General features: G+C 60.2%; 23 protein-coding genes. 16 read left to right on the forward strand and 7 right to left on the reverse strand.

Annotation, left to right across the window (positions count from 1 at the left end; all coding sequences use genetic code 11):
- Positions 1–64: 64 nt before the first annotated feature.
- The 11 genes from G547_RS19345 (at position 65) to G547_RS0100265 (ending at position 12,999) form a co-directional block, all read left to right on the forward strand.
- Positions 65–2,830 (forward strand): TonB-dependent receptor, encoded by a 2,766-nt coding sequence (locus tag G547_RS19345; RefSeq protein WP_051234498.1) that lies wholly within the window; start codon positions 65–67, stop codon positions 2,828–2,830.
- A 90-nt stretch (positions 2,831–2,920) separates the two neighbouring features.
- Entirely contained in the window at positions 2,921–4,435 is a 1,515-nt protein-coding gene (locus tag G547_RS0100220) for a tryptophan halogenase family protein (RefSeq protein ID WP_027328124.1), read from the forward strand.
- Positions 4,436–4,694: 259 nt separating this feature from the next.
- Positions 4,695–5,990, forward strand: coding sequence for an L-fucose:H+ symporter permease (gene fucP / locus G547_RS0100225; protein ID WP_027328125.1), 1,296 nt, complete (start codon positions 4,695–4,697; stop codon positions 5,988–5,990).
- Positions 5,987–6,838: an amidohydrolase family protein gene (locus G547_RS19350; RefSeq protein WP_036186319.1), complete on the forward strand. Its 852-nt coding sequence runs from the start codon at positions 5,987–5,989 to the stop codon at positions 6,836–6,838. The genes fucP and G547_RS19350 overlap by 4 nt, the downstream gene beginning before the upstream one ends.
- A 97-nt stretch (positions 6,839–6,935) precedes the next feature.
- Entirely contained in the window at positions 6,936–7,733 is a 798-nt protein-coding gene (locus G547_RS0100235; protein ID WP_027328126.1) for an IclR family transcriptional regulator, read from the forward strand.
- 198 nt (positions 7,734–7,931) lie between these two features.
- Positions 7,932–8,975, forward strand: a complete 1,044-nt coding sequence (locus tag G547_RS0100240; RefSeq protein ID WP_027328127.1) for an aldo/keto reductase — start codon at positions 7,932–7,934, stop codon at positions 8,973–8,975.
- A complete protein-coding gene (locus tag G547_RS19355) occupies positions 8,972–9,340 on the forward strand; it encodes a UxaA family hydrolase (protein ID WP_084645486.1) in 369 nt (122 codons plus the stop codon). The genes G547_RS0100240 and G547_RS19355 overlap by 4 nt, the downstream gene beginning before the upstream one ends.
- On the forward strand, positions 9,337–10,560 hold the full coding sequence (locus G547_RS0100250) for a UxaA family hydrolase (protein WP_036186322.1): 1,224 nt from the start codon (positions 9,337–9,339) through the stop codon (positions 10,558–10,560). Before G547_RS19355 ends, G547_RS0100250 begins: the two co-directional genes overlap by 4 nt.
- 2 nt (positions 10,561–10,562) lie before the next feature.
- Positions 10,563–11,288, forward strand: coding sequence for an SDR family oxidoreductase (locus G547_RS0100255; protein WP_027328129.1), 726 nt, complete (start codon positions 10,563–10,565; stop codon positions 11,286–11,288).
- A gap of 43 nt (positions 11,289–11,331) precedes the next feature.
- Positions 11,332–12,180 carry a fumarylacetoacetate hydrolase family protein gene (locus G547_RS0100260; protein WP_027328130.1) on the forward strand — a complete coding sequence of 283 codons (849 nt, stop codon included), beginning with the start codon at positions 11,332–11,334 and terminating at the stop codon, positions 12,178–12,180.
- A gap of 42 nt (positions 12,181–12,222) precedes the next feature.
- Entirely contained in the window at positions 12,223–12,999 is a 777-nt protein-coding gene (locus G547_RS0100265) for a GDSL-type esterase/lipase family protein (RefSeq protein ID WP_027328131.1), read from the forward strand.
- Between the two features lie 4 nt (positions 13,000–13,003).
- On the opposite strand, the gene G547_RS0100270 is transcribed toward G547_RS0100265, so the two are convergent.
- The 5 genes from G547_RS0100270 to G547_RS0100290 form a co-directional block, all read right to left on the reverse strand.
- Positions 13,004–13,864: a UDP-2,3-diacylglucosamine diphosphatase gene (locus G547_RS0100270; protein ID WP_027328132.1), complete on the reverse strand. Its 861-nt coding sequence runs from the start codon at positions 13,862–13,864 to the stop codon at positions 13,004–13,006.
- A gap of 116 nt (positions 13,865–13,980) precedes the next feature.
- Positions 13,981–14,199, reverse strand: a complete 219-nt coding sequence (locus tag G547_RS0100275; protein WP_027328133.1) for a hypothetical protein — start codon at positions 14,197–14,199, stop codon at positions 13,981–13,983.
- 101 nt (positions 14,200–14,300) lie between these two features.
- A complete protein-coding gene (gene znuB, locus G547_RS0100280; protein WP_027328134.1) occupies positions 14,301–15,086 on the reverse strand; it encodes a zinc ABC transporter permease subunit ZnuB in 786 nt (261 codons plus the stop codon).
- The gene (znuC, locus tag G547_RS0100285) at positions 15,079–15,837 is read right to left on the reverse strand and encodes a zinc ABC transporter ATP-binding protein ZnuC (protein ID WP_027328135.1); all 759 of its coding nucleotides are present in this window, start codon (positions 15,835–15,837) and stop codon (positions 15,079–15,081) included. The genes znuB and znuC overlap by 8 nt, the downstream gene beginning before the upstream one ends.
- A complete protein-coding gene (locus G547_RS0100290) occupies positions 15,830–16,321 on the reverse strand; it encodes a Fur family transcriptional regulator (protein ID WP_027328136.1) in 492 nt (163 codons plus the stop codon). Before G547_RS0100290 ends, znuC begins: the two co-directional genes overlap by 8 nt.
- Positions 16,322–16,399: 78 nt before the next feature.
- Here G547_RS0100290 and G547_RS0100295 point away from each other — a divergent pair, with 78 nt between their 5' ends.
- Positions 16,400–17,320 carry a zinc ABC transporter substrate-binding protein gene (locus G547_RS0100295; RefSeq protein ID WP_051234501.1) on the forward strand — a complete coding sequence of 307 codons (921 nt, stop codon included), beginning with the start codon at positions 16,400–16,402 and terminating at the stop codon, positions 17,318–17,320.
- Positions 17,321–17,462: 142 nt separating this feature from the next.
- On the opposite strand, the gene G547_RS0100300 is transcribed toward G547_RS0100295, so the two are convergent.
- Entirely contained in the window at positions 17,463–17,756 is a 294-nt protein-coding gene (locus tag G547_RS0100300; RefSeq protein WP_027328138.1) for a hypothetical protein, read from the reverse strand.
- Between the two features lie 334 nt (positions 17,757–18,090).
- Here G547_RS0100300 and polA point away from each other — a divergent pair, with 334 nt between their 5' ends.
- Positions 18,091–20,817 (forward strand): DNA polymerase I, encoded by a 2,727-nt coding sequence (gene polA, locus G547_RS0100305; RefSeq protein ID WP_027328139.1) that lies wholly within the window; start codon positions 18,091–18,093, stop codon positions 20,815–20,817.
- A gap of 426 nt (positions 20,818–21,243) precedes the next feature.
- Here the strand turns inward: polA and yihA are convergent, their stop codons facing one another.
- Positions 21,244–21,858, reverse strand: a complete 615-nt coding sequence (gene yihA, locus G547_RS0100310; protein ID WP_027328140.1) for a ribosome biogenesis GTP-binding protein YihA/YsxC — start codon at positions 21,856–21,858, stop codon at positions 21,244–21,246.
- A gap of 174 nt (positions 21,859–22,032) precedes the next feature.
- Here yihA and G547_RS0100315 point away from each other — a divergent pair, with 174 nt between their 5' ends.
- From G547_RS0100315 to G547_RS0100325, 3 genes are all read left to right on the forward strand, one after another.
- Complete coding sequence (locus G547_RS0100315) at positions 22,033–22,722, forward strand: c-type cytochrome (protein ID WP_027328141.1); 690 nt, start codon at positions 22,033–22,035, stop codon at positions 22,720–22,722.
- 132 nt (positions 22,723–22,854) lie between these two features.
- The gene (locus G547_RS0100320; RefSeq protein WP_036186325.1) at positions 22,855–23,496 is read left to right on the forward strand and encodes a thiol:disulfide interchange protein DsbA/DsbL; all 642 of its coding nucleotides are present in this window, start codon (positions 22,855–22,857) and stop codon (positions 23,494–23,496) included.
- A 135-nt stretch (positions 23,497–23,631) separates the two neighbouring features.
- Positions 23,632–25,212, forward strand: coding sequence for a GGDEF domain-containing protein (locus G547_RS0100325; protein WP_027328143.1), 1,581 nt, complete (start codon positions 23,632–23,634; stop codon positions 25,210–25,212).
- The last annotated feature ends 16 nt before the right edge of the window (positions 25,213–25,228 follow it).

Consider the following 25,228-nt stretch of genomic DNA (forward strand, 5'->3'; position numbering starts at 1 on the left):
TGGACCCTCCGTCGCCTCGCGCCGACCAATAACGATATAAAGCCAAAGCCAGAGGAGAGCCATAATGATAGAGCTGAAACAGCCCCGGTTTCCCAAGACCAACACTCTGCGGGCCACCTTTGTGTCCACCGCCGCCTTGTTGGCGGTGGGGGCCTTGCCTCCCGCTATCGCCCAAGAGGCCGGTTCCCAACAGGAGGCGCTGGAAGAAATCGTCGTCACCGGTCTTCGGGCTAGTTTGGAGTCTGCGCAAACCATCAAGCGCGACTCGGCGGTGATTGTTGACTCCATCGTCGCTACCGACATCGGTAAACTGCCGGACGTGAATGTGGCCGAGGCCCTGCAACGGATTTCCGGCGTTCAGATTTCCCGCAACCGAGGGGAGGGTAGCGATATTGCCATTCGCGGTCTGACCCAGGTACGCACGGAACTCAATGGCCGGGACATCTTCTCAACCACCGACGGCCGGGCGCTGAGCTTTGAAGACGTACCCTCCGAGCTGCTCGCCGGCATTGATGTCTATAAAAACCCGGCCGCCAATCAGATTGAGGGTGGCATCGGCGGTATTGTCAATCTTCGCACCCGCATGCCATTTGATGCCGATGGCCGCTTGATCAGCGCCGCGGTAAGCGGTACCCACTATGACGTTCGTGACGACGAGGGCTACGGCGTTTCCGGCCTTTACTCTGATCGCTGGGACACCAGCGCGGGTGAATTCGGCTTCCTGGTGAACCTCTCTTACAACGAAGCGGTGTTCCGGGAAGACAAAGTTACGGTCGAGCCGTTTTTTACGAGAGAGGGCCTGACCGGATACGAGGGACAGGAGCTGCAAATTGCGTCCGGCGGTGGCATCTCCTCCTGGAATGGCGATCGTGAGCGCACGGGTGCGGCGATGGCGTTTCAGTGGCGGCCTTCGGATGATTTTGAGTACTACGCCACCTATCTGACCTCCCAATACGAATTCTACGATCCGCAAACCGGTATTTTTGCCTACGGCGCGGGTGAAAACGATGCCTTGAGCCCGGTTGAGGGCAGCTTCAGTTTCGACAGTCAGGGCAATATGCTGACCGGCGGCTTTGAAAGTCCTCCGTTCCAGAGCTTTACCCGAGACGCCATTCGCGACTCCGAGACCACAGACTACGCTACCGGCTTTATCTGGCACGTTCGTGAAGACATCAAGTGGACCGGGGACTTGCAATACATCGATTCGGAAACCTCCTACCGCGACGTCACCGGATTCGGCTCCCTTGAGAGCGGGTCCCGCTTTTTTATGGACCTGACAGGCGACGAACCGGCATTTCGGGTTGAGCCCGATGGTTTTATGGAAGACCCGACGAATTACTTCTATCAGGCCATGATGAGCCGTAGCGCCGACAATACCGGTGACGAGACAGCAGTGCGGACCGACCTGGAATGGAATTTTGATGAAGGAGGTCTGATGCGCACCTTTACCACGGGTGTGCGTTACACCACGAAAGACATTGAAACCCGGGATTCGGGTTTTAACTGGTCCGGTATATCGGGGTCGGTCGGCTACGAAGCCGAGCCTGAATACAACGTGCTGGACCCCCATCAAAGTGACTTCTGGCGCGGTGACGGTGCCCTGCGCAATTTCGGGCCTCACTATGTGGTATCCCCCGAACTGATGAGTGATCACGCTCGGGCGTTGGAAGTGCTGGGGGGCATGAGTCCTGGCGCGGAAGGTCCTTTCGGCTTCGCCGAACAGAATCAGATCAACATTCAAGGCGAGGAAACCAGTGCCTTCTACGCCATGTTGGATTTTGGCATGGACAGCTCGCCTTTGCCGTTTGACGGCAACGTCGGTGTGCGTGTGGTCGAAACAGAGGTGGAGACCGATGGGGTCCGAACTTTAACCTATCGGACTGAAGATGACCTCTTTGTTGATGTTCAGGATCAGTCTCCGATCACGGTGAATCAAAGCTACACTGAAGTGTTGCCCAGTCTGAATATTCGCTTTTTCCTGAAAGATAATCTGTACTGGCGCATAGCCGCCTCTAAAGGCCTGTCCCGCCCATCGTTTTCGGACTTGTCCGGAAATTTCACACTGAGTGAGGATTATCTGGACCACGACGGTAATCCCAGCACGGCACCAGTGCTTCAGGACACCACGGGTTCGGGCGGTAACCCGGGGCTAAAACCGCTGACGGTGAATCAATTGGACTCCGCGTTGGAGTGGTACTACAACGACGCCAGCATGGCCTATGCCACTCTGTTCTATAAAGACGTGAAAGATTTCGTTCAAAACGGCGTTTACGATGCTCAGTTTGAGGTGCCCGGAAAAGGTGTACAGACCTTTGAAGTCTCCGCGCCCGTCAACGGTGAGGACGGCACCATCCAGGGTTACGAAATTGGCTGGCAGACCTTTTTCGACTTCCTGCCCCAGCCTTTCGACGGTTTTGGCGTGCAAGCCAATTACACTTATGTTGACAGTGAAGCACCCAGCCCCTCGGCTCTGGACAGTGAAGGCAACCCCTTGTTGGTACCGTTGGAAGGTCTGTCGGAAGACAGCTACAACCTGGTGCTGATGTACGAACAGACCAACTGGTCCGTTCGTCTGGCCTATAATTGGCGCAGCGAATGGGTGATCACCACCGCGGGTAACGGCACCGGTAACCTGCCCATTTACAACGACGAGTACGGGCAGATGGACGCGTCCATCAGTTATGACATCAACGATACTTTCAGCCTGTCGTTCGATGTGGTGAACCTGCTGGATGAAAACAACTTCACCTACCAGGCATTCCCCAACAGGCCGCGCGATTTCACCCTCAACGACCGCCGCATAGGGCTGCGTTTGAGAGCCAACTTTTAAGGAATCTCCGATCCCCGACCAGGTCGATCGCGATGTTTTGGGCTGCTTCGGCAGCCCTTTTTTTGACCATTGACGAGCCCGAGGATACCCATGAATTCAGATGATCTGTTTGTGCGCCGCATCGCCATTGTCGGCGGTGGCACGGCGGGTTGGATGGTGGCGGCCGCTCTGGGCAAGTTGCTGCAGTATCACCCTTGTGAGGTGGTGTTGATCGAGTCCCCGGAGATTGGCACCGTCGGTGTGGGTGAGGCCACTATTCCCCCCATTCAATTGTTCAATCGTCTTTTGCAGATTGATGAGCACGAGTTCCTGCGTGAAACCCGGGGGACCTACAAACTCGGCATTGAATTTGTCGACTGGTTTCAGAAAGGTCACACGTATTTTCACCCCTTCGGCCGCTACGGGGCGGACCTCGAAAACGTGCCCTTTCATCAGTACTGGCGCAAGCTTGCACAACGGGGCGAGGGTGGCGCGCTGAGTGAGTACAGCCTGCCCACCGTAGCCGCTTATCGCGGTCGATTCGCGCCCCCCGATGCCAACCCCCGTTCGGTACTGTCGAATATCGCTTACGCCTATCACCTGGATGCGACCCGTTATGCTGCGTATTTGAGAAGTTATGCCGAAGCGCGAGGCGTTCAACGTTGGCAAAGAACCGTCAAAGGTGCCACCTTACGCCCGGATGACGGCTTTATCGACGCTGTGGTCTTCGATGACGGCAGTCAGTTGGAGGCGGATTTCTTTATCGACTGTTCCGGTTTCAAAGGTCTGCTTATCGAGGAGGCGCTGCACACCGGTTACGAAGACTGGCGCCACTGGTTGCCCTGTGATCGCGCGGTAGCGGTGCCCTGCGAAGCGAACGAAGCGCCCCGGCCCTACACGCGTTCGACGGCTTTGGAGGCGGGTTGGCAGTGGCGGATACCGCTGCAGCATCGCTTGGGCAACGGCTATGTTTACTGCAGTGATTTCCTGAGCGACGATGAAGCCCAAGCCACATTACTGGACCGGCTCGACGGCAAACCGCTGGCCGACCCCAAAGCCTTGCGCTTTACCACCGGCAAGCGCAAGCGCGCCTGGAACAAGAACTGTCTGGCCGTGGGCTTGGCCGCCGGCTTTATGGAGCCGCTGGAGTCCACCAGTATCCATATGATTCAAAGCGCCATTGCTAAGTTAATGACCGTATTCCCCGACCGGGCCTTCGACCCGGTGGACATTGCCGAGTACAACCGCTTGACCGACACCGAGTTCGAGCGCATCCGGGACTTTCTCATTCTTCATTACAAGGCGACGCAACGGGATGACGCTCCGCTTTGGCGCTATACCCGGGAGATGTCGATCCCCGATAGCCTTCAGCACAAACTTGATTTGTATCAAAGCCGAGGGCGGGTGTTTCGCTATGACGAAGAGTTATTCGCCGATACCAGTTGGGTCGCGGTTTTTGAAGGGCAGGGGGTGATACCGAAACGGTACGATCCGCTGGTGGACACCTACGAACTGGACCGCCTGCGCGCGGTCGCCGCTAAAATGCGGCAAACGATCGCGGCGGGCGCGGAGAGTATGCTCACCCATGATGAGTACATTGCCCGCTATTGTGCGAGCTCGAGATAGTCACCGATACGGGCAGTGCCATACTTGCCCCAGGCTGGTATGGATATGCGCTGGACTCGGCAGGTGGTCACTAAGTGCCGGTACAGACAGCATAGCGCCATGTTTTTACAAATAAAGATCATTTTACATGTAAATTGAAACTGTGTTATACAGAGAGTCATAATAACCAGCGGCTCTGATTGAGTATTTTCCGTCCTGCTTGCCCTGAGCGGCGCTGCGGCGGGCCACAGACAATCAATAAGAGCCGAAAGGAGAGCCCATGAATAATAATGCTCAGGCTGAGACTCGGCCCCCCGCGCCGGCTGCAACCGGCATGGCGCTTTGGCTGCCCCTGTTTCTGATTATCAGCCTCTTTTTTATGTGGGGGGTCGCCAACAACCTGAATGACATTCTGATCACGCAGTTCAAAAAGGCATTCGTACTCAGCGACTTTGCTTCCGGCTGGGTCCAGTCCGCGTTCTACTTTGGGTATTTCGCCCTCGCCATTCCGGCCTCGCTGGCCATGAAACGTTTCGGCTATAAGGCGGCGGTGATTGCGGGCCTGCTGCTCTACGGCCTGGGAGCCGCCCTGTTTTATCCTGCAGCCCAGGCTCAGGAGTACGGCTATTTTCTGTTCGCCCTGTTTGTGATCGCCTGCGGTCTCGCGTTCCTCGAAACCTCGGCCAACCCGATGATTGTCGCGATGGGCGACCCGGAAACCGCCGAACGACGGCTTAACTTTGCCCAGTCCTTCAATTCTCTGGGAACTATCTCCGGTGTGTTGATCGGGCGCGAATTCATCCTGTCCGGTGTCGAGCACAGCCCGGAAGCCCTCGCCGCGATGACGGCCACTCAGCGTACCGCCTTCCACACGGCGGAAGTGCAGGCGGTGGCAGGGCCCTACCTGGCCATTGCTGCGGTGGTGCTGCTCTGGGCTCTGGCGGTCTGGTGCGTGCGCTTTCCGGCGGTGGCCCGAGGCGATGAAGGCGGTGACCGGGCGTTCCGCCTGTCGGATTTCAAAGCGCTACTTCAGCGGCGCTACTACCTCTTTGGGGTGGCCACCCAGTTCTTTTACGTCGGCGCTCAGGTTTGCATCTGGAGCTACATGATTCGCTACGGCCAGAGCGCCTTGCCCGAGGCGGGTGAGAAAACCCTGGCGGACTATCTGGCCGCGTCCCTGCTTGCCTTCATGATCGGTCGCTTTGTCGCGACCGCGTTGATGGGGCGCATTGCGCCCGCGCGCTTGATGTTGATCTATGCCCTGGCCAATGTCGTGCTCTGCGCCGTGGCAATACTGGTCCCGACTCATATCGGGCTCTTGGCCATGGCCAGCACCAGCTTTTTCATGTCCCTGATGTTTCCCACGATTTTCGCCCTGAGCCTGCGCGGGCTAGGGCCGCTGGCTAAAGCCGGCTCCGCGCTATTGATTATGGCCATCATCGGGGGTGCGATCGTCACGGCGTTGATGGGATTGGTCTCGGACCTGACCGCAATCCACTGGGCGGTGAGCGTGCCGCTGTTGTGTTTCCTTGTCGTCGCGGCGTTTGCCCGGCGCACGCTCAAGGGGGCCGCATGAGCGACGTGGGAATCATTGATGCCCACCAGCACCTCTGGCAACTGGGGCGGCCCGAATGTCGTTGGCCCACGCCGGCGCTGAAGCCGCTTTACCGGGATTTTACCCCGGAGGATTTCTGGGCTGAGGCTTCACCGTGTGGGGTGGTGGGGTCGGTTCTGGTCCAGTCCCAGCCACACCCGGACGACACCCGTTATCTGCTGACACTGGCGGAGCACGACCCGCGCATTCTGGGGGTCGTCGGTTGGGTGGACCTCAGTGCCCCCGCGGCGGCTCAGGCGGTGCATGAATTGGCGGACGAGCCGTGGCTCTGCGGCATTCGGCCCATGCTTCAGGACCTGGACGAGGCGGACTGGATCTTGCGCCGGGCACGACCCGAGGCCCTGGAGGCCATGGCGGAGCGCCAATTGGTGTTTGACGCTCTGGTGACGCCGATCCATTTGCCGGTCATCGACGAACTGGCGCGGCGTCATCCCAGCCTGAGGATTGTGGTGGATCACGGGGGTAAACCCGCCATCGGCCGGGGCGAAACGGGTTCGTGGGAGCGAGGCCTGGCCGTATTGGCGCGGCGCCCCAATGTCCTTTGCAAGCTGTCCGGACTTGCCACCGAGATGGCGCCGGAGCAGCCGGTTGAGGCGATGGATGCCTATATCGACCGAATCCTGGATCTCTTCGGAGCGGAGCGCGTGCTCTGGGGCAGTGACTGGCCGGTACTGACGCTGACCACTCGTTATTCGGACTGGCTCGAGCGTGCGCGCGAGCGGATACGGTGGCGAGCTCCGGCGTTGGAAGCCGCCCTATTTCGCAACAATGCCCTTGAAATCTATCGGTTAAACCGGTCCATCGGTTGACCCTGCAGGGCGTCGCTACGCTCGCGGCGGTGCACTCGGTTGGGTTTTTCGGTGAGTGCGAGAGCGCTCATCGCCATCGGCAATGGGAAGCAACATCATGAAAGAAAAGATACCGAGCCGCAGTGACACGGCGGGCGCTGAGGAGCGCAAATACAAGGCGCCGGCGCTAGAGAAGGGGTTGGACGTGCTCGAACTGCTGGCCCGCAGCCCGGAGCCCATGACCACCTCCCAGATCGCGAGTGAACTCGGGCGCTCCGTGAGTGAGCTGTTCCGCATGGTACTGGCGCTGGAGTTTCGCGGGTACATTGTTCCGGCCGAGGGCGCAAAGGATGGCTACACCCTCAGTAACAAGCTTTTCGCCTTGGGAATTGCTCGAGGGCCCACCAAAACCCTGATCGAACTGGCGTTGCCGGTCATGTCTGCGCTGGCGCGGGATATCAGTCAGTCCTGTCATATTGCCATGGCCTCGGGGGATCAGATTGTCGTGGTGGGGCGGATTGAAAATCCCGGGGACCTCGGCTTTTCAGTGCGCGTTGGTTACCGTCGGCCTCTGGTAAAAGCCGCTTCCGGCGTCATTCTCTACGGCTTTCAGGAACCTGATACCCAGGCGGTAATGCGCGGACAACTGGAAGAGGTCGACAAGGATGATATGGACGCGTTCGGCGAACGGACGGCCCAAGCCAAGGGCCAGGGTTATGTCCGCTCTCCCAGCGACTTCAGCGATGGGGTGACCGACCTGTCGGCCCCACTCATGGGGCGCCGCGGTGCCGTCGCGGCGCTGACGGTGCCTTTCGTTCGCTATCAGCCCGAGCGCTGCACCGTGGAGGAGGCAATCGAGCGCCTGTGTGCGGCGGCAGCGCAATTGTCGGAAATGCTGAAGCAGCACAGCCTGTAGCCGGCTTTCGAGAGAAACCGGTTGACAAATTGTCTGATTTTATTTTTACTTATGATGTATTTTTTAATTATAAAAACTTCCAGGCTTATCGTTCTGACAAGCTCGAATACCCGAGAACTCAGCCGACTGTCCCTGGGAGCAAGGCTGGATTCCGGTAAGCGAGAGAGAGAATCCGCACACTGATACAGAAGGGCTAACGTGAGATCAACCCGCTCCCTGCAACGCCGCCCCCTGGGCGAGACCTCCCTGGAGCTGCCTATGCTCGGCTTTGGGGCGGCCCCCGTGGGCAACCTTTACCGGCCCCTGTCCGATGAGGCGGCCCGGGCCACCCTGGTTCAAGCCCGGGCCGAGGGCATTGGCTACTTCGATACCGCGCCTCACTACGGTTTCGGGTTGAGTGAGCGACGCCTGGGGGCGGCGCTGGGGCGGGAGTCCCTCACCATCTCCACCAAGATCGGGCGGCGACTGGAGCCCATCGCTCCCGAGGCACGTCGGGCGGTTCGGTTTGGTTTCGCCGGGGCGCCGGACCTGACCCCGGTGTTTGATTACAGCTACGAGGGCGTGTTGAGCCAGCTGGAAGCCAGCCGCGAGCGACTGGGCCGCCGGCCACACATCGTCTACGCCCACGATCTGGGCGCTCTGACCCACGGGGATGACGATGGTTTTTATTGGGAACAATTCTGCCAGGGTGGCTATCGCGCCCTGCAGGAATGGAAACAACAGGGCCTGATCCATGCCATTGGCCTGGGCGTGAACGAAATTGCGGTGTGCGAGCGGGCCCTGGCGGAGCTGGATATCGACGTACTGCTGCTCGCGGGGCGTTACACCCTATTGGAGCAGGCCGCTCTGGAGCGGCTGTTGCCCGCCTGCGAGGTCAATGGCGTCTCGGTGGTGATTGGGGGTGCGTTCAACTCGGGCATTCTCGCCACCGGTGTTCAGGGCGAGGGGCCGTTTCACTACAACTACGAGCCCGCTCCGGTCAATGTCATTGAGCGGGTGGCCGCGCTGGAAACCGTGTGTGCTGATTTTGATGTGCCCCTGCCTGCGGCCGCCCTGCAGTTTCCCTCCGCGCACCCGGCGGTGGTGTCGGTGATTGCGGGCTGTGCCACTGCGGAAGAAGTCCATCAGGCCAAGGTCTGGATGGACCATCCCATACCATCGGCGTTTTGGGACGCCCTGAAAGAACAACAACTGCTGGTGGGCAATGCGCCTGTGCCGGCCGAGGGAGATCCAGTGTCATGAACGACAAGGCCACCGCCAATAAGGCATTGATTCTGCTCCACCCGAGCGACAACGTTCTGGTCGCCACCCGCAGCCTGTCCGCGGGCACGACTGTTACCTTGGGTGAGCGCTCGCTGGTGTTGCCCGAACCCTTGGCGGTCGGGCACAAGATGGCCCGCTGGGACATGACCACCGGGGAGAAAATCGTCAAGTACGGCGCACCCATCGGCTCCCTGCTGGCGCCGGTTGCCGCGGGCGCCTGGGTGCATATGCACAATATGACCAGTGACTATCTGGCCAGCCATACCCGGCGCCGGGAAGGTCGCGCCGCAACCTCATCCGCCTCATCCACGCCCACTACCGCATCACAGGAGTCGCCATCGTGAGCCCTACCCAGCAGCAGGCACCGCTTCAAGGCTATCTTCGTCAGGACGGGCGCAAGGGCATCCGCAATGTGGTGCTGGTCGCCTATCTGGTGGAATGTGCCCATCACGTCAGCCGAAAAATCGTTCAGCACTTTGATGATCTGGACGTTCACCTGATTGGTTTTCCCGGTTGCTTTCCCAACGATTATGCCAGCGACATGATGAAGGCCCTGTGCACGCACCCGAACGTGGGTGGGGTCCTGCTGGTCTCGCTCGGCTGTGAGAGCATGGACCGGGACGAACTGCGCGAGCAGATTGCCGACAGCGGCCGCCCCGTGGACCTGCTGGTGATCCAGGAAAACGGTGGTACCGCCTCCACCGTGGCCCGGGGTATCCAGAGCGTCGGTGCCATGCGCGATCAAATGGCGCAACAGACCCCCGTGCCCATGGCCATGAGTGAGCTGGTGGTGGGCACCATCTGCGGCGGCAGCGACGGCACCAGCGGCATTACCGCGAACCCCGCAGTGGGCCGCTGCTTTGATCATCTGGTGGAAGACGGTGCCGCCTGCATGTTTGAAGAAACCGGTGAGCTGATCGGCTGTGAAAACATCATGGCGGAGCGGGCCGTGACCCCGGAGCTGGGGCAACAGATTCAGGACTGCGTGGCCAAGGCCGAGCGGTACTACCGGACCATGGGCTTTGGCAGCTTTGCCCCGGGCAACGCTGACGGCGGCCTGACCACGCTGGAAGAAAAGTCCATGGGCGCCTATTCCAAGTCCGGGGCCTCGCCCATCAGTGGGCTGATCAAACCCGGCGATACCCCTCCCACCGGCGGACTGTATCTGCTGGACGTGGTACCCGATGGCGAGCCCCGTTTCGGGTTCCCCAATATTGCCGACAACGCCGAAATCGTCGAGATGATCGCCAGCGGTTGTCACCTCACGCTCTTTACCACGGGCCGCGGCTCCGTGGTGGGCTCGGCGATTTCACCGGTCATCAAAGTCTGCGCCAACCCGGAAACCTACGAAAAGCTCTCCGGGGATATGGACATCAACGCGGGCCGCATCCTCGGCGGGGAAGCCAGCCTCGATGAGGTGGGAGAGGAGATTTACCGCCGGGTTCTGGCGGTGGCCTCGGGCGAGCGCAGCCTGTCCGAAGAGCTCGGGCACCAGGAGTTCATCCTGACCTACAAATCTTTCGAACCGATTGGACCGGCGTGCCTGCCGGTCAGGCAGGTGTAAGCATGGGACGACTCGAGGGAAAAGTCGCGGTTCTTACCGCCGCCGCGCAGGGTATCGGCCGGGCCACGGCCGAACGGTTTGCCCGGGAAGGGGCGCGGGTGATTGCCACGGATATTAATGCCGAAGCACTGGCGCAGCTCGACCTGGGGACCCAGGTACTGGATGTGACGGATACCACAGCGGTCAACGCCCTGGCGCAAGCGCTGGGCCCGATTGATATCCTGTTCAACTGCGCGGGTTATGTTCACTCCGGCACCATTCTCGATTGTGACGAATCGGAATGGGAGCGCTCGTTCGACATCAATGTCTCCTCCATGCATCGCATGATCCGCGCGTTTTTACCGGGTATGCTGGACAGCGGCGGTGGCTCCATTATCAACATGTCCTCGGTGGCCAGTTCCATCAAGGGCGCGCCCAACCGCTACGCCTACGGCATGACCAAGGCAGCGGTGATTGGGCTTACCAAGGCGGTGGCGGCGGACTTTATGACTCAAGGGGTAAGGGCCAATGCCATCTGCCCGGGCACCGTACAGACACCCTCGCTCGAGCAACGGTTGGCCGCCACCGGCGACTACGACGCTGCCTACGAGGCGTTTGTTGCCCGACAGCCGATGGGCCGGATGGGCCGCCCCGAGGAAATCGCCCAACTGGCGGTGTATCTGGCGTCGGACGAGAGTGCGTTTACGACGGGAACGATCAACATCATCGACGGCGGTTGGAGCAATTGACCGTCGGTTGAACCCTCACTATTCACAACACTAAGGTTTTGCCATGAAATTGCTGCGTTACGGTGAGCCGGGCCAGGAGCGTCCGGGTCTTCTGGATAAAGACGGAACACTGCGCGATCTGTCCTCCCTGGTCGATGATATCGCCGGGGCCGCTCTCGGCGATGCGGAGCTGACGCGGATTCGGGACTGCAACCCGCAAGATTTGCCCGCCGTGCCGGGCAACCCCCGTCTGGGGCCCTGTGTCGGCCGCGTAGGCAAGTTTATTTGTATCGGCTTGAACTACGTGGACCACTGTGAAGAAACCGGCCAGGCGGTGCCGCCCGAGCCGGTGATTTTCATGAAGGCAACCAGTGCCATCTGTGGTCCGGATGACGGCATTCTCACTCCGCGGGGCTCGGAAAAGCTGGACTGGGAAGTGGAACTGGGCGTGGTCATCGGCCGTGAAGCCAAATACGTCTCAGAGCAGGAGGCCGAGGACTATATCGCCGGTTACTGCGTGGTTCACGACGTCTCCGAGCGGGAGTTCCAGCTCGAGCGCGGCGGCCAGTGGGATAAGGGCAAAGGTTGCGACACCTTCGGCCCCATCGGCCCCTGGCTGGTGACCCGGGACGAAGTGCCCAATCCGCTGGAGTTGGGCATCTGGCTGGAAGTGAACGACAAACGCTATCAGGACTCCAGCACGAGCAACATGGTATTCAACCCGCGCCAACTGGTGGCTTATCTCAGTCAGTTCATGAGCCTGCAGCCAGGTGATATTATCTCCACCGGCACACCGCCGGGTGTGGGCCTGGCGCTGAAGCCGCCGGTGTACCTCAAGCCCGGCGATCGGGTGCGCCTGGGCGTCGACGGCCTGGGTGAGCAGAACCAGACAGTGCTGCCGCCCTCGCGCTGAGAGCGGCTCTCAAAACAACAATCGTTGCATATAGGATTCCCCATGAGAATAAAAACCGGCCTTTTGACCCTTGGACTGTGCAGTGCCCTTATGGCCTGCACGACGCCCGAGCCCGAGCAAAGCCACGCCGACCCCCTGCCGCCGGCGCTGGACCCTGCGCCATTGGAAGAGGAGTGGGCCATCGAGTGGTGGATGCCACGGCACCAGGAAAAGTTGGCCTTGGCTCGGGAAAAGGATCCGGAATTGGTTTTTATCGGGGACTCCATCACCCAAGGCTGGGAGCAGTCCGGCGCCGAGGCATTTGAAGAGGCTTTTGGCGAGTGGCGCACTCTGAATCTGGGCTTCAGCGGTGACCGGACGGAAAATGTTCTGTGGCGCCTTGAGCACGGGGCGGTGAACGAGATCGATCCCGAGCTGATTGTGATGATGATCGGCACCAACAACACCGGCCACCGGATGGACCCACCCTCGGAAGTGGCCGCGGGCGTGACCGAAATTGTGGATCAACTGCAGACGCGACTGCCCGAGACCAACATTCTGCTGCTGGCCATCTTCCCCCGCAGCGCCACGCCGGACGATCCCATGCGCGTTACCAATGACGCCATCAATGACCGTATTCAGGGGCTGGCCGCGCGCGAGGGGGGTTACTGGGCCAACGTCAACGATATCTTCCTGGATGAGCAGGGTCACCTGCCCAAGGCCATCATGCCCGATCTGCTTCATCCCGAAGAAAAGGGCTACGAGCGGCTCGCCGCCGAACTCAAGCCCATGGTCGAATCGTTGATGACCAAGGGCGAGCTGCCGGCAAGCCGTCGTTGATGCCTCAGGCGGCCTGGGCCGTACCGGGCCGTTCTTCTTCCTCGGGCGCGGGGACCGTGTGCCACTGCACTTGATCACTGTAGTGCAACAGGTGAATCTCGCCCTGATAGTCTTCCATCAATGCGGTACAGCTCTCAATCCAGTCGCCGGTATTGGCGTAGTGCATTCCGTCCTGCTCCAGCAGGGCGGCGGCATGAATGTGGCCGCAAATCACGCCATCGTAGCCGCGACGTCGTGCCTCTTCCATGACTTCGGTCTGATAAGTGTCAATCGCGTCCCGAGCGCCTTTGATGTTGCTCTTGATCAAACCGGCCAGCGAGAAGTAGGGCCGCCCGCCCCAGCGGCGTAAGCGGTTGGACCAGCGGTTGATGAACAGCAGCAGGCCGTAGGCCATATCGCCACACACCCGCGTGATCCAGGTCAGGTTGATGTAGGCATCCATGGCATCGCCGTGCATGATCAGCCAGCGGCGCCCGTCCGCGCTGCGGTACTCGTGCTCCTTGGCAATTTCGATGGGCCCGAACAGGTCGCCATCAAAGCGGCGCATGGGTTCATCGTGGTTGCCCGGTACGTAGATCACCCGTACGCCCTTACCGGCCAGCTCGTACAGCTTGAGCATTACCTGGTAGTGTTCGGCCGGCCAACAGAAGCGTTTTTTCAACGCCCAGAAGTCGATCACATCGCCGACCAGGTACAGCGTTTCACACTGGATGTCGTCGAGAAAGCGCAACAGGTACTGGGCCTGGCAATCCCGGTTACCCAGGTGCAGGTCGGAAATCCAGATGGTGCGACTGTTGATCAGGGGGGAAGGGGCGCGAACAGCGGCCTTGGCGGGCTGAAGCGCGGGCGAGGAAGCGTCGGTCATGGTCGTGTCCCGTCTGCCTGTGATGCCGCCCAGTCTGGCGGCGGGGCATGACGAAACGACAACAAAGCCGTGAAGTTTTGATGACAGACGTCGACCTGAAAACCGTTGGTTCCCCGTCAGTTCTTAGGCGTGTGGTCCTGGGTCAGCCATTCGAGCACCGCGTAGCGGCTTTCGAGCATGTCTTTGTAGACCTTCATGACCTGAGGGTTGGGCTTGGCTTGGCTTTCCAGGCGGCCCAGGCGGTCGGTGAGGAAGGCGATATCCTGATGTACCTTGGCGGCGATGGCGTCACCTCTTACCGATTCGCTGCCAATCACAACGTTTGGGCTGGCCATAAGCAGATTCCTTTTGCGCGTGTTTAGAACAACGCCCCAAGTATTGCACAAAATTCGGTCAAATAAAGCAGATTTACAAAAATATTGTTGTTCTGGGTGACTCAACCGTCGGCGCGCTTGAGCAGGGAAAGCGCAAAAAGGGCGGTGGCACAGAGCACAATCGAGGGCCCCGCGGGGCTATCCCAGACAAAGGAGGCGCCCAAGCCCCCGGCCACCGACAGCGCTCCGAGCAGACTCGCCACCAATGCCATGGCCTCCGGGGAGCGGGTCAGGCGGCGACTGGTCGCCGCCGGGATGATCAACAGGGCAGTGATCAACAGTACTCCCACCACCTTCATGGCGATGGCGATCACCAGGGCCATCAGCAACATCAGTGCGGTGCGCACGGCCGTGACCGGCACGCCCTCCACATGGGCCAGGTCCTCGTGCACGGTAATCGCCAGTAGTGGCCGCCAGAGCAACAGCAGCAGGGCCGACACGAGCACCGAGATCACCCAGACGGTAACCACATCCACGGCGCTGGCGGACAGAATATCGCCGAACAGATAACCCAACAGGTCAATCCGGCTGTTGGTAAACAGGCTCACCATCACCAGGCCCAGGGCGAGGGTGGAGTGGGACAGAATACCGAGCAGGGTGTCGGTGGCGAGCAGGCGGTTGTGCTGCAGGGCGACCAAAATCAGGGCCAGAAGCAGACAGCCGACGGCCACTGCCAGGTTCAGGTTGACGTTCAGCAGCAAGCCGAAAGTCACACCCAGCAACGCCGAATGCGCCAGTGTGTCGCCGAAGTAAGCCATGCGTCGCCAGACCACAAGGGCCCCCAGGGGACCGGCTACCAGGGCCACGCCCAGGCCGGAGAGCAGTGCGTATAGGAGAAAATCAGGCATGATCGTGCGTGTTATCCAGGTCGACAATATTGCCGTGGTCGTCGTGTTTGTGGTCGTGGTGGTGGGTATAAGGCGCCACCAGTGGCTTGGCCTTCTCACCAAACAGCGCCTGATAGGCCGGGTCCGAGGTCACCTGGTCCGGATGGCCGTGGCAGCACACGTGCTGGTTCAGGCAGATGACGGTATCAGTCGTGGCCATGACCAGGTGCAGGTCGTGGGAGACCAACAGCACGCCGCACTCGCGCTGGCGGCGAATGTCGTTGATCAGTTGGTACAGGGCTTCCTGACCGGTGACATCCACGCCCTGGACCGGCTCATCGAGCACCAGCAGGTTCGGGTCCCGCAGCAGGGCCCGGGCGAGCAATACCCGCTGGGTTTCACCGCCGGAGAGGTTGCTCATGGTCGCGCCGAGCAGCTCTTCGATACCCGTCAGCGTCACCACCTCCCGCAGAGGCAGGCGGGGCTTGCCGCCCAAGGTCAGAAAGCGCTTTACGGTCAACGGCAGACTCGGATCGATATGGAGCTTTTGGGGCATATAGCCAATGCGTAGCCCCGGCCGACGCTCGAGGACGCCCGCATCCGGGCGGATCAGCCCGAGCACACAGCGCACCAGTGTGGTTTTGCCAGCGCCATTGGGGCCGATCAGAGTGACGATCTTGCCCGGCTCCAGCGTCAAGTCGGCGCCGTGGAGAATCGTGCGTCCGCCACGTTGTACGGCGATACCGCGCGCGCTCAGCAGGGCTTCAGGCATCGGACTGGCTCCGGCAGTCCGGGCACAGCCCGGTCACTTCCAGCGAGTGGCTCTCGAGCCGGAATCCGGCCTCGCGGGCGTTGTCCATAATCGTCTCGTTCAATTGCGCGCTCTCGATCTCTACCGCGACCCCGCAGGCCCGGCAGAGTAAAAAGTGGCTCGGGTGACGGTGCTCGGGGCTGGGGCAGCCGACATAGGCGTTCAGGCCGTTGATCCGGTGAATCAGGCCCTGTTCCAGCAAAAAATCCAATGCCCGATAGACCGTTGGGGGGGCCACCCGACGCGTGGAGGCCGTGGCCAGTTGATCCATCAGTTGGTAGGCGCCCAGCGGTTTGTGGCTCTGCCACACCAGCTCCAATACCTGTTCGCGCAACGGCGTCAGGCGGGCGCCGCGCTCGTTACAGAGCGTCCGGGCCGAATCCAGCGCACCACGCACGCAGAGCCGGTGGTTGTGATGGCGGAACGCAAGAGGGGTGTGAGTCATAGCAGGGCCTCGGTTCGGGCTTTTCTTCCCAAAGATGTTACACTATAACCCTTTCTGTCTACAGGTGCGAGTTCCCCTATGCGTTCCAGCATTGTTCGCCGGCTTCCTTTGGCTCGGCTCGGCTTTGGGTTATTGTTGACTGGGCTGAGTCTGTTCGCGAGCACGGCTCGCGCCGAGGTTGAGGTCGTAACCAGTATCAAACCGCTGGCGTTGATTGCCCGAGCGGTGGTAGGTGAGGGCGGTCAGGTCAGCCACCTGCTGCCGCCCAATGCCTCCCCTCACGATTATCCGCTCAAGGTTTCCGACATGCAGCGGCTCACCGGGGCGGACCTGGTGGTCTGGGTCGGTGAGGACCTGGAAACCTTTCTGCGCCGGCCCCTGGCTCGGCTCAAGCCTGAGCAGCGCCTTACGCTGGCGGAGCTGGGCGGCATTCACTGGCCCGAGGAGAGTCACAGCGAGCACGGCCACGATGAACATCATCACGGCCCGCGGGACCCTCACCTTTGGCTGAACCCACAGAACGGATCCGCTGCCGCGTTGGCACTGGCGGAGCGGCTCGCGAGCCTGGACCCTGCGGGGGCGGACGGGTATCGAAGCCGGGCTCGTGCCCTGACGCAGAGCCTGACTGAGCTGGATAAAGCACTGGAGAATCGTCTGGCGCCGGTGCGTGAGGTGCCCTTTGCGGTGTACCACGCCGGGTATCAGCACTTTGTCGAGCATTACCAACTCAATCAGCGGGCGGCCGTGACCCTCTCGCCCGAGCGTCGCCCGGGTGCGCGCCATCTCTACGAGCTGCGTGAGACGCTACAGGACACCGCCTGTCTGTTTACCGAGCCCTATTACGATATGAGTTCGGCGCGCCGTCTGGCGGATGAGCTGGGGTTGCGGTTGGCCGAGCTGGATTTGCTGGGCGCGCGGGAGGAGGTTGCGAGTTATCCGCAACTGCTGGAGCGCTTGGGCGAGGATGTGGCCCGTTGCCTGGAGAGCGAGGGGCGCTGAGCGGCAGACAAAAAAATCCCCGCCGGGCCATTGGCCGGGCAGGGAGATAAGCGAGGAGAGTCGTCGGTCAAAGGTGAGTCGGGCGCCGGGCCCGGCTCACCGGTATACAAAGGGCCCGCCAAAGCGGACCAAGCGAGGATCGTTAAAAGTTTGCCTGCAACTGGCGGCTGAGCTTCTCGTCCAACCGTTCGTTCAGTTTTGCTTCTATTTCTTCATTCAGCGCCTGAGAGTGTTGCTCCAGGTCGTTTTCAGTCACGATGTCGCGTTGTTCTTTTGCATTTTCCGGAAGCTCCCACTGCAGGGCTACGCCCGCTTCAGCGGTAGCAATGGCCATGCTCGGTTGGGCGCCAGTGGCAACGCCGTCAGCCGCCGCGTTCGCGGCAAATACAAAAGTTGCGATGATCAAGCCAAGTTTCTTCATGGTTTCGCCCTCCATGGGTTTCCCCAGTGGGGAGCCATTCGTCTTGGTGTCGAATAGCTCCGTAAGTGTGTACTAGAGTGGTGTGCTCTCTATGTGTTACCTATAGTAACACAGTCGTTACTATAGTCCAGTGGTATTTCATGCTGATGATAAAAATGTGAGGTTTTTGTTAAGCAATTCGCATACTTAGGCGAATTAGTGGAAGTAAACCCTAAAAAATAGAGGGGTAACACGCCAGTAACAGGTTTTTGGTTATAACCTGCGGCTGAACCGCTTCGCGGTTTTGGGTTATGCTTGCCCTCCAATCCATTCGGATTCGACCGCAATTGTGTGAACAGGCCTTGACCCTATGACCCAGACAGCTCCCCTGGTGCTGGTGGACGGTTCTTCCTACCTCTACCGCGCTTACCACGCCCTGCCGCCCCTCAATACCGCCAAAGGTGAGCCCACGGGCGCCGTGAAAGGGGTCATCAGTATGCTTCGGCGGCTGCTCAAGGATTTTCCCGACAGCCCGGTCGCCGTCATTTTCGATGCCAAGGGGCGAACCTTTCGGGACGACCTTTACGCCGAATACAAATCCCAGCGCCCGCCCATGCCCGATGATCTCCGCCCGCAGGTGCAGCCAATCAAGGACATCGTAGAAGCCATGGGACTGCCGCTGTTGGTGATAGAAGGCGTCGAGGCCGATGACGTGATTGGCACTCTGGCGGAGCAGGCCACCGAACAGAAACGGGACCTGATTGTCTCCACCGGCGATAAGGACATGGCCCAGTTGGTGAACGCTCACATCTCCCTGGTCAACACCATGAACGGCACCCACCTGGACGAGGCGGGCGTGCGGGAGAAGTACGGTTTTGAGCCACCGTTGATGATCGACTACCTGGCGCTGATGGGCGACAAATCCGACAATATTCCCGGTGTGCCGGGGGTCGGGGGAAAAACCGCGCGGGCCCTTATTGAAGGTCTGGGGGATCTTGATTCTATTTATGCCAACCTGGAAGCGGTCCGCGAGCTGGGCTTCCGGGGCGCCAAGAAAATGCCCGAGAAGCTCGAGGAGCACAAAGAGCAGGCCTACCTGTCCCGTGAGCTGGCGACCATCAAGACCGATGTGGCGCTGGATCTCAAGCCGGGTGATATTCACCGGGGCGAACCGGACAACGTCCGCCTCAAACAACTCTTCACCGAACTGGAATTCAGAACCTGGGTGACGGAGCTCGACGAAGTCGACGAGAAGGTAGCGCCTGCTGCCAGCACCGAACCAGAGGTCGAGGTGGACTACGAGATCGTTACCGAGCAAGCATCATTTGACCAGTGGTTGAGCGCGTTGAAAAAGGCGGAGCTGTTCGCCTTTGACACCGAAACCACGAGCCTGCACGCTATGGAGGCGCGAATTGTCGGGGTCTCCTTTGCGGTGGAGCCGGGCAAGGCCGCCTATGTGCCACTGGCCCATGACTACATGGGAGCGCCCGAGCAGCTGGACCGGGACAAGGTGCTGAATGCCCTTAAGCCACTGCTGGAAGATCCCAAAAAGGCCAAAGTGGGGCAGAACCTCAAATACGATCGCAATGTCCTGCGCAATCATGATATCGACCTGCAGGGTATCGCCTTTGACACCATGCTCGAATCCTATGTGCTGAACTCCACCGCCAGTCGGCACGACATGGACAGCCTCGCGCAGAAGTACCTGGATTACCGTTGTACCTCATTTGAGGATATTGCCGGCAAGGGCGCCAAACAGCTGACCTTTAACCAGATCAAGATTGAGGACGCCGCGCCCTACGCAGCGGAGGATGCCGATGTCACGCTTCGGCTGCACCGCAAGCTCTGGCCCCAGCTGTCTGACATCAAGCCCTTGAAGCGAGTCTTTACTGACCTGGAAATACCGCTCGTTCCGGTGCTTGCCAACATTGAACGCAACGGCGCGCTGGTGGATGCCAAACGTCTGGGGGAGCACAGTCAGGAGCTGGGCAAACGGCTGGCGGAACTGGAACAGGAGGCTCATGAGATCGCGGGCCGCGCCTTTAACCTGGGTTCCACCAAACAACTGGGGGAAATTCTGTTCGAAGAACAGAAGTTACCCGTGCTCAAGAAGACCCCCAAAGGTAAACCTTCCACCGCGGAGGAAGTGCTCCAGGAGCTGGCGCTGGACTATCCGCTGCCCAAGCTGTTGATGGAATACCGGGGCCTGAGCAAGCTCAAGAGCACCTACACCGACAAGCTGCCGCTGATGATCAACAAGGCCACGGGCCGGATTCATACCTCCTATCACCAGGCCGTGACCGCCACCGGCCGCCTGTCCTCCTCGGACCCCAACCTGCAGAACATCCCCATCCGCACCGAGGAGGGCCGGCGCATTCGGCAGGCGTTTGTCGCCCCCAAAGGTTACAAGGTGCTGGCGGCCGATTACTCCCAGATCGAGCTGCGTATCATGGCGCACCTGTCCGAAGACAAGGGCTTGCTGAACGCCTTCGAAAAAGAGCTGGATGTGCACAAGGCCACCGCTGCCGAAGTGTTCGGCACCGACCTTGAGAAGGTGACCACCGAAATGCGCCGTCGCGCCAAAGCCATCAACTTTGGCCTGATTTACGGCATGTCGGCCTTTGGTTTGGCCAAACAGCTGCACATCGGTCGGCAGGAAGCGCAGCAATACATTGATCTTTATTTCGAACGCTATCCCGGCGTTCAGCGCTACATGGACCACACCCGTGCCCAGGCTCACGAGCAGGGCTTTGTCGAAACCATCATGGGGCGGCGGCTCTACCTGCCGGAGATCAATGCCCGCAACGGCAGCCTGCGTCAGGCCGCGGAGCGCACCGCCATCAATGCGCCCATGCAGGGCACGGCGGCGGACATCATCAAAACCGCCATGATCGATGTGGACCAGTGGCTTATAAAGAAGAAGCTTGATGCCCGCATCATGATGCAGGTACACGATGAACTGGTGTTGGAAGTGGCGGAGAAGCAGCTGGATGAAGTGCGCAAGGGGGTTGTCGAACGCATGTCTGCGGCGGCCAAGCTTCGAGTACCCCTGCAGGTAGATGCGGGCGTGGGCGAGAACTGGGACGAGGCCCATTGAGGGCCAGTCGTCGGTGGTGCCTTTCTTTGGCTCACTTTTTTGCCAATTTTTTTACGAGGGCGTGAACTTTTGCCAGTGGGGTGAGTCGGATCATATACGAACAGTGTTTTTCATGTGCAACTCCCCTAACTTGGCTTAATGCCATTCAGCTTACCGAATGACTCAGCTACCCCGGCCACTGGTCGGGTTTTTTTTGCCTTGCCGATAGGCGCGCGGCTGGGGTGGTCGCGAATCGTAGTAACGAATGAGCTTTGGAGGGGCAAAAAAACCGGTGGTCAGGGGGCGACCACCGGGGGCAATGACTGACACCCTTGGGGTAGTGTCAGTTAAGCGGAGGAAAGACTGATTGATCACGTCTTATACGCTCTGACGCTGCCCCCGGGGCTTAGTTCCCGCCCGTTCCCGGTTTTTACGCGGTTCTTTGGTTTAGTTTTGTAAAGTCAGCCATTCGGTGAGCTTGGCTTTGAGTGCTTCCACGCCATCGCGCTTGAGAGAGGAAAAGCACTGGGCGGTGACCAGATCTTGCACCCCCGCCTCCTTCATCTGCTTGTTCACGGCAAACAGGGTGTTCTGTGCCGGGCCGCGTTTGAGCTTGTCCGCCTTGGTCAAGAGAATGTGGACCGGCATATCAATCTCGACGGCCCAGTTGATCATCATGGTGTCGAACTCCTGCATGGGATGGCGGATGTCCATCAGCAGAATCAGCCCGCGCAGACACTCGCGCTTTTGCAGATACTCGGAAAGGTTCGCCTGCCACTGCTCCTTCATGCTGCGTGCCACCTTGGCGTAACCGTAGCCGGGCAGATCGACCAGCTTCTGCTCCTCCCCCACCCGAAAGAAATTGATCAGTTGGGTCCGCCCCGGCGTCTTACTGGTACGGGCCAGTTTGGAGTTCTGCGTCAGGGCGTTGATCGCGCTGGATTTGCCCGCATTCGAACGGCCGGCGAAGGCCACTTCCGCGCCGGATTCGGGCGGACATTCTCGAATGCTGGGAGCGCTCTGCTCGAAAGTCGCCCCGTGGAAGTTGATTTCTGTGGTCATAAAACCCTGCAAAAGCCTGTGTTATCCCATATAATGCGCGGTGCCCGTGGGGCCCGGCGGTCGATAAACCGCCCCCAGGTCCGGCGGGGCAGCCGATTGTAGCCCGTGGGCGCTCAAATGTCGCCCGATGACTGCGGAGCGGGCGCGACAATAAACGAATTGACAGGTTAGCCAATGAAATATTCAGTGAAGCATTTGCTCCTCGCACTGGGTGCTCTGATTGTAATGCCGGGCGTGAACGCCGATGGCGATCCCGAAGCCGGTGCCGAAAAAGTCGCCGTCTGTGCCGCCTGTCACGGCCAGGACGGCAACAGCCCGGCGCCCGACTTCCCCAAGCTGGCGGATCTGGGCGAACCCTACCTTTATAAGCAACTGAAGGACATTCAGGCCTGGGACAAGGCTCAGGGCGAGGCCAAGGCCACCACCGGCCGCGCCGTGCCGCAAATGACGGGCCAGCTCATCGGCAAGAGCGACCAGGACCTGCAGGACATCGCCGCGTTTTACGCCAGCCAGAGCATGCAGTTGAGCGGTGCCGAGGAAATGACCGTACAGATCTATACCGGCGAGCAGGTGAATGCGCTGGAGCTGGGTGAGCGCATCTACCGCGCTGGCAATCCGGAAACCGGTGTACCGGCCTGCGTCGGTTGTCACTTGCCGACGGGCCTGGGGAACGAGCCGGCCGCTTTCCCGCGCCTGGGTGGTCAGTACCCGAAATACATCGAAACGCAGCTGCGCGCCTTCCGCGCTGGCGAGCGGACGAATGACGGGGATCAGATGATGATGCGGATGACCGCCAAAAATCTGAGCGATGCCGAAATCAAGGCGGTGGCCAATTATATTGGCGGTCTCAACGCCGGGAACTAATTGGCTCGCGAGCGGCCATAAGGTCCGAGCGGGCCGCCACGGCGGCGGATGATTTAGGGCCTGATCACAGTACGCTACGCCAATAGCGAGTATGATCAGGCCTCTGATAACGACCAATAAATGGAGCGAATTATGCGCATTGTGTTAGGTGTTCTGGCGATGATCCTGTCGCTGTCTGCGGTGGCTCAGGCCCCGGAAGGCGGCACCAATTACCAGGAAGGCGAGCACTTCGTCGCCCTGGCGGACCCGGTTCCCACCAGTACCTCCGAAGACAAGATTGAAGTGGTGGAGGTGTTTGCCTATACCTGTGGCCACTGTTACAACTTTGAACCCCTGATCCGCGCCTGGAAAAAAGAGCAGAAAGACGACGTCGTGGTTGTCCAGACGCCGGCCATGTGGAATGCCACCATGGAGGCTTATGCTCGCGGCTTTTACACCGCCCAGGCCCTTGACCTGCTCGATGAAGTGCATATGGCGGTGTTCACTGCCGTGCACCAGGAAGGCAAGCGTTTCAATAACGCCGAACAGTGGGCCGACTTCCTCGCCACCTACGGTGCCGACAAGGAAACCGTCCTCAAGACTTTCAACTCCTTTGGGGTGACCAGTCAGGTGAAGCAGGCGGACGCCCGCGTGCGCGGCTACAAGATCACCGGCACCCCGGAGATGGTCGTGGACGGTAAATACCGGGTCAGCTCCCGGATGACCGGCAGCCACAGCGAGATGCTGCGGGTCGTGGATTACCTGGTGGAACAGATTCGCGCCGGCGAGCTCTGATACCCCCGCACGACCGTTGCCCTTCAGGCATCCCCCAACGCCCGCTTTCAAGCGGGCGTTGTCGTTTCCGCCGACAGAAAAGGGCGAGACCAGCTATACTGTCTGGGCCGCTTTCTGATTGACGGAAACCCTTCTATGACTCTTCGAGCCGCGGATGACAGCGATGTGTGGCGTGAAAAATACCTGAGTGCCCTGGATGCGCACGAAACCCTGGAGCGTGAATCGGAGGACCGTTACCAACGGCTTCGCCGGGCGCTGGTGGAACTCAGCATTGTGGCGGACGGCCAGGATCGGGAGCTGGACGAGGTGCTCGACGAGCTTCGCCGAGCGCTTCGCGGAGACCAGGGGCTGGATCGTTTACCGGAAATCACCGAGCAACTGGACCAGTGTGTGCGCAGTTTTGAGCAGCGGCGCGAGCAGGCCGACGGCGAGATCCTGACGGCGCTTTCGGCCCTGGTGAAACAGCTTCAGACCCTGGGACCGCCGAGGGAGCTCAAGCGCGAGATCAATCATTACCTCAACCGCCTGCCCATGCGCAGCCAGAAGTTCGCGCTGTTCCCCGCACTTCTCCAGCAACTGGCGACTCTCCAGCAACAGGTGATCGAGCAGACCCGCGACGCCAAGCCGGGGCTTCTGGGTCGCCTGCGGGGTGAGCGCGGTGCTGAGGGCGCCGTGCCCGAAGGTCTGCAGGCCGAGCTGCATATGGTCCTGGAAGGCCTGATGAACGCAGTCAACACCGAGTACTCCGGTGCGGAAACGCTGGAGGGCCTGATGGTTCGCCTCAAACAGGGCGTCAGCCTGAATGACTTGCCGGGTTTCCTCGAAGAAGTGCGGGATCTGATCATGCACTCCTGGTTGGCGGCCAATCAGGTGTTTGCCGGCTACCTGAATTCCGTCAATCACGAACTGCAGGAAATCGCCCAGATTATCGGCGGCGCTGCTTCTCATGAGGCGGTACGTCGGGACGCGGGACAGAACCTGTGTGAAGCCATGGCCGAGCGCTGTGAATCGCTGGCCGGCAGTGTCGAGTCCGCTGGGGATCTGGCGCAGCTGAAAACCCTGGTGGCGAGTCAGCTCGGGCATATTCGCGAAAGCCTCCATCAGTTTCAGCAAAAAGAAAACGAGTCGGCGCCACTTACGAACCAGCTCGAACAGCTGTCCAGCCGCGTCAAGGAAATGGAACGCGAAGCGGAAGAGAACCGGGTAACGTTGCGCCGGCATCAGCACAAGGCCACCCATGACCCCCTGACCCAGTTGCCCAACCGTGAAGCCTATGAGGAGCGTTTGGCGCACGAGGTTCAGCGTTGGCAGCGATACGGCCACCCGCTGACCCTGGCCGTGTGCGACGTGGACCACTTCAAACGTATTAACGACCAATTCGGCCACCAGGCCGGCGACCGGGTGCTGAAAGTGATTGCCAGGGCCATCGGCCGACGTTTGCGAGAGGTGGACTTTTTCGGCCGCTACGGGGGCGAGGAGTTTGTGATTCTGCTGCCCGAAACGCGGGACGAAGAGGCGCTGTCGGTGCTGGACGATGTCCGGGCGGCGCTGGCGGAAGCGGCCTTCCACTACAAGAAGGAACCGCTCACCATCACCATTTCCTTCGGAATTACCCAGTTCCGGGAAGGCGACTCGCCCGGTAGTGCGTTCGGCCGGGCGGACCAGGCCCTCTACGCCGCCAAGGCGGCGGGTCGCAATCGGTGTCAAATCGGCTAGAATGGAGGATCAGGCG

It is taken from the genome of Marinimicrobium agarilyticum DSM 16975 (assembly GCF_000423345.1).
GTDB classification, from domain to species: domain Bacteria; phylum Pseudomonadota; class Gammaproteobacteria; order Pseudomonadales; family Cellvibrionaceae; genus Marinimicrobium; species Marinimicrobium agarilyticum.

Excerpts from the sequence above, each read along its gene's own strand:
- G547_RS19345 (WP_051234498.1), top strand. The coding sequence starts at position 65 with ATGATAGAGCTGAAACAGCCCCGGTTTCCCAAGACCAACACTCTGCGG.
- G547_RS0100220 (WP_027328124.1), top strand. The coding sequence starts at position 2,921 with ATGAATTCAGATGATCTGTTTGTGCGCCGCATCGCCATTGTCGGCGGT.
- fucP (WP_027328125.1), top strand. The coding sequence starts at position 4,695 with ATGAATAATAATGCTCAGGCTGAGACTCGGCCCCCCGCGCCGGCTGCA.
- G547_RS19350 (WP_036186319.1), top strand. The coding sequence starts at position 5,987 with ATGAGCGACGTGGGAATCATTGATGCCCACCAGCACCTCTGGCAACTG.
- G547_RS0100235 (WP_027328126.1), top strand. The coding sequence starts at position 6,936 with ATGAAAGAAAAGATACCGAGCCGCAGTGACACGGCGGGCGCTGAGGAG.
- G547_RS19355 (WP_084645486.1), top strand. The coding sequence starts at position 8,972 with ATGAACGACAAGGCCACCGCCAATAAGGCATTGATTCTGCTCCACCCG.
- G547_RS0100255 (WP_027328129.1), top strand. The coding sequence starts at position 10,563 with ATGGGACGACTCGAGGGAAAAGTCGCGGTTCTTACCGCCGCCGCGCAG.
- G547_RS0100260 (WP_027328130.1), top strand. The coding sequence starts at position 11,332 with ATGAAATTGCTGCGTTACGGTGAGCCGGGCCAGGAGCGTCCGGGTCTT.
- G547_RS0100265 (WP_027328131.1), top strand. The coding sequence starts at position 12,223 with ATGAGAATAAAAACCGGCCTTTTGACCCTTGGACTGTGCAGTGCCCTT.
- G547_RS0100270 (WP_027328132.1), bottom strand. The coding sequence starts at position 13,864 with ATGACCGACGCTTCCTCGCCCGCGCTTCAGCCCGCCAAGGCCGCTGTT.
- G547_RS0100275 (WP_027328133.1), bottom strand. The coding sequence starts at position 14,199 with ATGGCCAGCCCAAACGTTGTGATTGGCAGCGAATCGGTAAGAGGTGAC.
- znuB (WP_027328134.1), bottom strand. The coding sequence starts at position 15,086 with ATGCCTGATTTTCTCCTATACGCACTGCTCTCCGGCCTGGGCGTGGCC.
- znuC (WP_027328135.1), bottom strand. The coding sequence starts at position 15,837 with ATGCCTGAAGCCCTGCTGAGCGCGCGCGGTATCGCCGTACAACGTGGC.
- G547_RS0100290 (WP_027328136.1), bottom strand. The coding sequence starts at position 16,321 with ATGACTCACACCCCTCTTGCGTTCCGCCATCACAACCACCGGCTCTGC.
- G547_RS0100295 (WP_051234501.1), top strand. The coding sequence starts at position 16,400 with ATGCGTTCCAGCATTGTTCGCCGGCTTCCTTTGGCTCGGCTCGGCTTT.
- G547_RS0100300 (WP_027328138.1), bottom strand. The coding sequence starts at position 17,756 with ATGGAGGGCGAAACCATGAAGAAACTTGGCTTGATCATCGCAACTTTT.
- polA (WP_027328139.1), top strand. The coding sequence starts at position 18,091 with ATGACCCAGACAGCTCCCCTGGTGCTGGTGGACGGTTCTTCCTACCTC.
- yihA (WP_027328140.1), bottom strand. The coding sequence starts at position 21,858 with ATGACCACAGAAATCAACTTCCACGGGGCGACTTTCGAGCAGAGCGCT.
- G547_RS0100315 (WP_027328141.1), top strand. The coding sequence starts at position 22,033 with ATGAAATATTCAGTGAAGCATTTGCTCCTCGCACTGGGTGCTCTGATT.
- G547_RS0100320 (WP_036186325.1), top strand. The coding sequence starts at position 22,855 with ATGCGCATTGTGTTAGGTGTTCTGGCGATGATCCTGTCGCTGTCTGCG.
- G547_RS0100325 (WP_027328143.1), top strand. The coding sequence starts at position 23,632 with ATGACTCTTCGAGCCGCGGATGACAGCGATGTGTGGCGTGAAAAATAC.